Origin of the sequence: Streptomyces phytophilus, assembly GCF_013870535.1 — a bacterium.
In the GTDB taxonomy this organism is placed as follows: domain Bacteria; phylum Actinomycetota; class Actinomycetes; order Streptomycetales; family Streptomycetaceae; genus Streptomyces; species Streptomyces phytophilus.
Genome location: NZ_JACBXC010000381.1, coordinates 1 through 4,961, shown reverse-complemented (window position 1 = coordinate 4,961; position 4,961 = coordinate 1). Strand labels below are relative to the sequence as shown.

The 4,961-nt window shown below is 70.2% G+C and carries 7 protein-coding genes; 3 read left to right on the top strand and 4 right to left on the bottom strand.

Annotated features, from left to right (window positions below):
* Nucleotides 1–79: 79 nt before the first annotated feature.
* From rplI to rpsF, 4 genes are all read right to left on the bottom strand, one after another.
* Nucleotides 80–526 (bottom strand): 50S ribosomal protein L9, encoded by a 447-nt coding sequence (gene rplI, locus H5J30_RS17435; protein ID WP_027741613.1) that lies wholly within the window; start codon nucleotides 524–526, stop codon nucleotides 80–82.
* Nucleotides 527–545: 19 nt separating this feature from the next.
* Complete coding sequence (gene rpsR / locus H5J30_RS17430) at nucleotides 546–782, bottom strand: 30S ribosomal protein S18 (RefSeq protein ID WP_018838794.1); 237 nt, start codon at nucleotides 780–782, stop codon at nucleotides 546–548.
* A gap of 73 nt (nucleotides 783–855) precedes the next feature.
* Nucleotides 856–1,320 carry a single-stranded DNA-binding protein gene (locus tag H5J30_RS17425; protein WP_181788344.1) on the bottom strand — a complete coding sequence of 155 codons (465 nt, stop codon included), beginning with the start codon at nucleotides 1,318–1,320 and terminating at the stop codon, nucleotides 856–858.
* A 141-nt stretch (nucleotides 1,321–1,461) separates the two neighbouring features.
* Complete coding sequence (gene rpsF / locus H5J30_RS17420; RefSeq protein WP_181788343.1) at nucleotides 1,462–1,752, bottom strand: 30S ribosomal protein S6; 291 nt, start codon at nucleotides 1,750–1,752, stop codon at nucleotides 1,462–1,464.
* Between the two features lie 289 nt (nucleotides 1,753–2,041).
* Here rpsF and H5J30_RS17415 point away from each other — a divergent pair, with 289 nt between their 5' ends.
* The 3 genes from H5J30_RS17415 to H5J30_RS17405 all read left to right on the top strand — a co-directional run bounded on the left by H5J30_RS17415 (nucleotide 2,042) and on the right by H5J30_RS17405 (nucleotide 4,778).
* Nucleotides 2,042–2,347: a hypothetical protein gene (locus H5J30_RS17415; RefSeq protein WP_018838797.1), complete on the top strand. Its 306-nt coding sequence runs from the start codon at nucleotides 2,042–2,044 to the stop codon at nucleotides 2,345–2,347.
* Nucleotides 2,348–2,544: 197 nt separating this feature from the next.
* Complete coding sequence (locus H5J30_RS17410) at nucleotides 2,545–3,663, top strand: lipid II:glycine glycyltransferase FemX (RefSeq protein WP_181788342.1); 1,119 nt, start codon at nucleotides 2,545–2,547, stop codon at nucleotides 3,661–3,663.
* An 83-nt stretch (nucleotides 3,664–3,746) separates the two neighbouring features.
* Nucleotides 3,747–4,778, top strand: coding sequence for an alanine racemase (locus tag H5J30_RS17405; RefSeq protein ID WP_181788341.1), 1,032 nt, complete (start codon nucleotides 3,747–3,749; stop codon nucleotides 4,776–4,778).
* The last annotated feature ends 183 nt before the right edge of the window (nucleotides 4,779–4,961 follow it).

Here is a 4,961-nt window from a genome sequence, read left to right as displayed (position 1 = left end):
ACCCGGCGTCCGTACGCGAACGGGCCGCACCCCCGCAGGGGCGCGGCCCGTCCTTCGTGTTACCCGTCGCCGAACGGCGTCAGCCGGCCACGACCTCGACGCCGACCTTCGCGTCGACCTCGGGGTGCAGCCGTACGGACACCTGGTGGGCGCCGAGGCTCTTGATCGGCGCGGACAGCTCGATGCGCCGCTTGTCGACGTCCGGGCCGCCGGCCTGCTTGATCGCCGTGGCGATGTCGGCCGGGGTGACGGCGCCGAAGAGGCGGCCGCTGGCGCCGGCGCGCGTGGACAGGCGTACCTGCACGCCCTCCAGCTCCGACTTGACCGCGTTGGCCTGCTCGACCGAGGCGATCTCGCGCAGCTTGCGGCCGCGGCGGATCTGCGCCACGTCCTTCTCCCCGCCGCGGGTCCAGCGGATCGCCAGACCGTTGGGGATCAGGTAGTTGCGGGCGTACCCGTCCTTGACCTCGACGACATCGCCGGCGGCACCGAGGCCGGAGACCTCGCCCTTGAGGATGATCTTCATGCTTGGCTCACCCTCCCAGTCAGCGTGCGGTCGAGGTGTAGGGCAGCAGCGCCATCTCCCGGCTGTTCTTCACGGCCGTGGCGACATCGCGCTGGTGCTGAGTGCAGTTGCCGGTGACCCGGCGGGCACGGATCTTGCCGCGGTCGGAAATGAACTTCCGCAGCAGGTTCGTGTCCTTGTAGTCGACGTAGGAGATCTTCTCCTTGCAGAAGACGCAAACCTTCTTCTTCGGCTTGCGCGGAGGCGGCTTCGCCATGATGTCTCTTACTCCAGTGTGATCAAGAAGTGTGGTGTGCGAGCACGCTCGTCACGCCCCGGGAGTCCCGGGATCAGAACGGGGGCTCGTCCGAGTAACCGCCGCCCTGGCCGCCCTGGCCGCCGCCGGGGTTCCCGCCCCAGCCGCCGCCCTGACCGCCCTGGCCGCCCCTGCCGGTGGTCTTGGTGACCTTGGCGGTGGCGTACCTGAGCGCGGGGCCGATCTCGTCGACCTCCAGCTCCACCACGGTCCGCTTCTCGCCCTGCTGGGTCTCGTACGAACGCTGGCGGAGCCGGCCCTGGGCAACCACGCGCGTGCCGCGCGTCAGCGACTCGGCGACGTTCTCCGCCGCCTGGCGCCAGATCGACGCGCGGAGGAACAGCGGGTCGCCGTCCTTCCACTCGTTCGTCTGCCGGTCGAACGTCCGGGGCGTCGACGCGATCGTGAAGTTCGCGACGGCCGCGCCGGACGGCGTGAAGCGCAGCTCGGGGTCATCGGTCAGGTTTCCGACGACGGTGATGACGGTCTCGCCTGCCATGTGCTTGACCTCTCGCGGTTGCTGCCGGGTGGTGCGGTCTGGCTCTTGTCCGTGCCGACGGTTCCGTCGGTCGGTTCGGTTACTCGTACGCGGTCCGTCCGGGTCCGGACGGGCCGTACGCGGTCTGCTCGTCGGTTGCCGTCAGTGGATTGCGGGGCGCAGGACCTTGGTCCGCAGCACCGACTCGTTGAGGTTCATCTGCCGGTCGAGTTCCTTGACGACATCGGCCTCGGCCTGGATGTCGATGACCGAGTAGATGCCCTCGGGCTTCTTCTTGATCTCGTAAGCGAGACGACGACGGCCCCAGGTGTCGACCTTCTCCACCTTGCCCTTGGCCTCACGGATCACGGACAGGAAGGTCTCGATCAAGGGGGAGACAGCACGCTCCTCAAGATCGGGGTCGAGGATGACCATCACCTCGTAGTGACGCATTGTGGAACCCACCTCCTCTGGACTCGGCGGCCACGGTCTCTCCGTGGCAGGAGGTTCTTCATTGCGTCGCAACGGTAGCGCCCGGCACTGACAACCCGCGTCGGCGGCGCCGGATGGGCGCCGGTGCGGCGGGGATGGCCTGGGCAGACTCCGCTACAGACCGTACACACTACCCGCAGCGACCCTTCCGGTTGAAATCCGGCCACGATTCCCGGCAATCTGTACACAACGGGTGTGAGCGGCGTCACGCACGACCGAGCCCGCGCCGCCATACGGCACGGAGGTGCCTATGCCTCAGGCAGTACAGCCCCCGCAGCGCAACATCGGCCTCTTCGCGAGCGACGGCGAACACCACGTCGCGCAGGACACGCTTCTCGCCATCACGCTCGCCGTCGGCGCGGTCGCGCTGGTCCTCTCCCAGTGGCGCGGCCTGCACGTGCCGGCGACCTGGGCGGGGCTGATCGGGATCGTCACCGGCGCCTGGGCGCAGATGATCTCCGTGACCACCCGGGAGCGGTTCCTGATCCTCCTGGGGCTGGGGGCGTCCGCCCTCGGCTTCTTCCTGGCGATGGCGCGCGGCGGCTTCTACCTCTGATCCCCCGGATCGCTCCGGACCCCCCGGATCGCTCCGGATCGCTTCGACACCGCCGCGATACACCACCGGCGCTCCCGTGGCCGCGCAGCCCCGCGGCTTGGCGCCTTCCCTCCTGGGGTGAGGTGCGCCCGCAGTAGGCTTCACCCGCGAGAAGCCTGCCGCAGTCGGCAACCCGCCGCAGCACGAGGAGCGCCGCCATGAGCCTGACCCTGCAGCCCATCAGCCGCGAGCAGCATCTGGCGTACATCCGCAGTCTGCCCGCCGCGAGCCACTGCCAGATCCCGGCGTGGGCGGACGTGAAGTCGGAGTGGCGCGCGGAGAACCTGGGCTGGTTCGAGGCCGACGGGCGGCAGGTGGGCGCGGCGCTGGTGCTGTACCGGCAGCTGCCGAAGGTGAAGCGGTATCTGGCGTACCTCCCGGAGGGGCCGGTCATCGACTGGTACGCGCCGAACCTCGACGCGTGGCTGACGCCGATGCTGGCGCATCTGAAGAGCCAGGGCGCGTTCTCCGTGAAGATGGGGCCGCCGGTGATCATCCGCCGCTGGGAGGCGCCGACGATCAAGGCGGGCATCGCCGACCCGGACGTCAAGCGGCTGCGCGACGTGAACGCCGACGTCGTCGAGCCGCAGGCGTTCGAGGTCGCCGAGCGGCTGCGGCGGCTGGGCTGGCAGCAGGGCGAGGACGGCGGTGCCGGCTTCGGCGACGTACAGCCGCGGTACGTCTTCCAGGTGCCGCTGGCGGGGCGGTCCCTGGACGAGGTCTTCAAGGGCTTCAACCAGCTCTGGCGGCGCAACGTGAAGAAGGCCGAGAAGGCCGGCGTCGAGGTGGTGCAGGGCGGTCTTGAGCACTTCGGCGAGTGGCAGCGGCTGTACGAGATCACGGCCGAGCGCGACAAGTTCCGACCCCGCCCGCAGGGGTACTTCGAGCGCATGTGGAAGGTGCTCAACGCCGAGGAGCCGGGCCGCATGCGGCTGTACTTCGCGCTCCACCAGGGCGAGTGCCTGGCGGCAACGACGATGCTGACGGTGGGCGGGCACGTGTGGTACTCCTACGGAGCCTCCGCCAACCACGGGCGCGAGGTGCGCCCGTCGAACGCCATCCAGTGGCAGATGATGAAGGACGCGCACGCCGCCGGCGCGCACGTGTACGACCTGCGCGGCATCGGCGACGCGCTCGTCGACAGCGACCACCTCTTCGGGCTGATCCAGTTCAAGGTGGGCACGGGCGGGCAGGCGGCCGAATACCTGGGCGAGTGGGACTACCCACTGAATAAGCTGCTCCACAAGGCTCTCGACATCTACATGTCCCGCCGCTGACCACGGCGACTTCACGCGAAGCAGCGGACTTGCGCGTGAAGGAGAGGGTCCCCGACACCGCGAAGGAAGGTACACCGACCGCCATGCCGCTCACGCTCTACGTCGATTCCGCGCGGTGGCGCGCACACCAGCAGCACATCCTGGAGCAGTTCCCCGGACTCGTCCCCGTCTGCAAGGGCAACGGCTACGGCTTCGGCCACGAGCGCCTGGCCGCCGAGGCCGCCCGGCTGGGGACGGGCCCGCTCGCGGTGGGCACGGTGTACGAGGCGGCGCGGGCGCGCGACTTCGTCAGCGGCGACCTGCTGGTCCTCACCCCGTACCAGCTCACCGAGGAGCCCGTACCGCTGCCGACGCGGGTGATCCGCACCGTCGCGTCGGTGGACGCGGTGGGGCGGCTCGTCGGGGCCCGGGTCGTCATCGAGGTGATGAGCTCGATGCGGCGGCACGGGGTGACCGAGGAGGAGCTGCCGAAGCTGGCCTCGCTGCTGTCGGACGTGACGCTGGAGGGCTTCGCGATCCACCTCCCGCTGGACCGCACGGACGGCACCGGCGCGGTGGACGAGGTCATCGCGTGGATGGACCGGCTGCGTGCGGCGCGGCTGCCGCTGCACACGATGTACGTCAGCCATCTGCGGGCGGACGAGTTCGAGCAGTTGCAGCGGCAGTTCCCGCAGACGCGCTTCCGGGCGCGTATCGGCACCCGGCTGTGGCTGGGCGACCACGACGCGACGCAGTACCGGGGCACGGTGCTGGACGTCACGCGCGTGGTGAAGGGCGACCGCTTCGGCTACCGGCAGCAGAAGGTGTCGGGCGACGGCCACCTGGTGGTGGTCGCCGGCGGCACGTCGCAGGGGGTCGGGCTGGAGGCGCCGAAGGCGATGCACGGGCTGGCGCCGCGGGCGAAGGGCGTGGCCCGGGCGGGGCTGGCGACGGTGAACCGCAACCTGTCGCCGTTCGTGTGGGAGGGCAAGCAGCGCTGGTTCGCGGAGCCGCCGCACATGCAGGTGTCGATCCTGTATCTGCCGGCGGAGGCGTCGGCGCCGGTGCAGGGGGACGAGTTGGTCGCACACCTGCGGCACACGACGACGCAGCCCGACCGGGTGGTGGAGCGCTAGGCCCGTACGGCGCGGTTGCGTGCTGCCGAGCAGCGTGTACGAAGGGCCCGAAGCCGCGGCTTCGGGCCCTCGCTCGTGTCCGGGGCGGGCGATCCCGCTGACCAACCGCTCGGAATGCCCGGTCGGACGCCCGATGCCGTCACTCGATAGGGGACACCCGGCCCGGCTTCGCGCTGCGTTCCG

Bases quoted from the DNA above. Each gene is read 5' to 3' on its own strand.
- rpsR (WP_018838794.1), bottom strand. From the start codon at position 782: ATGGCGAAGCCGCCTCCGCGCAAGCCGAAGAAGAAGGTTTGCGTCTTC.
- H5J30_RS17405 (WP_181788341.1), top strand. From the start codon at position 3,747: ATGCCGCTCACGCTCTACGTCGATTCCGCGCGGTGGCGCGCACACCAG.
- rplI (WP_027741613.1), bottom strand. From the start codon at position 526: ATGAAGATCATCCTCAAGGGCGAGGTCTCCGGCCTCGGTGCCGCCGGC.
- H5J30_RS17425 (WP_181788344.1), bottom strand. From the start codon at position 1,320: ATGGCAGGCGAGACCGTCATCACCGTCGTCGGAAACCTGACCGATGAC.
- H5J30_RS17410 (WP_181788342.1), top strand. From the start codon at position 2,545: ATGAGCCTGACCCTGCAGCCCATCAGCCGCGAGCAGCATCTGGCGTAC.
- rpsF (WP_181788343.1), bottom strand. From the start codon at position 1,752: ATGCGTCACTACGAGGTGATGGTCATCCTCGACCCCGATCTTGAGGAG.
- H5J30_RS17415 (WP_018838797.1), top strand. From the start codon at position 2,042: ATGCCTCAGGCAGTACAGCCCCCGCAGCGCAACATCGGCCTCTTCGCG.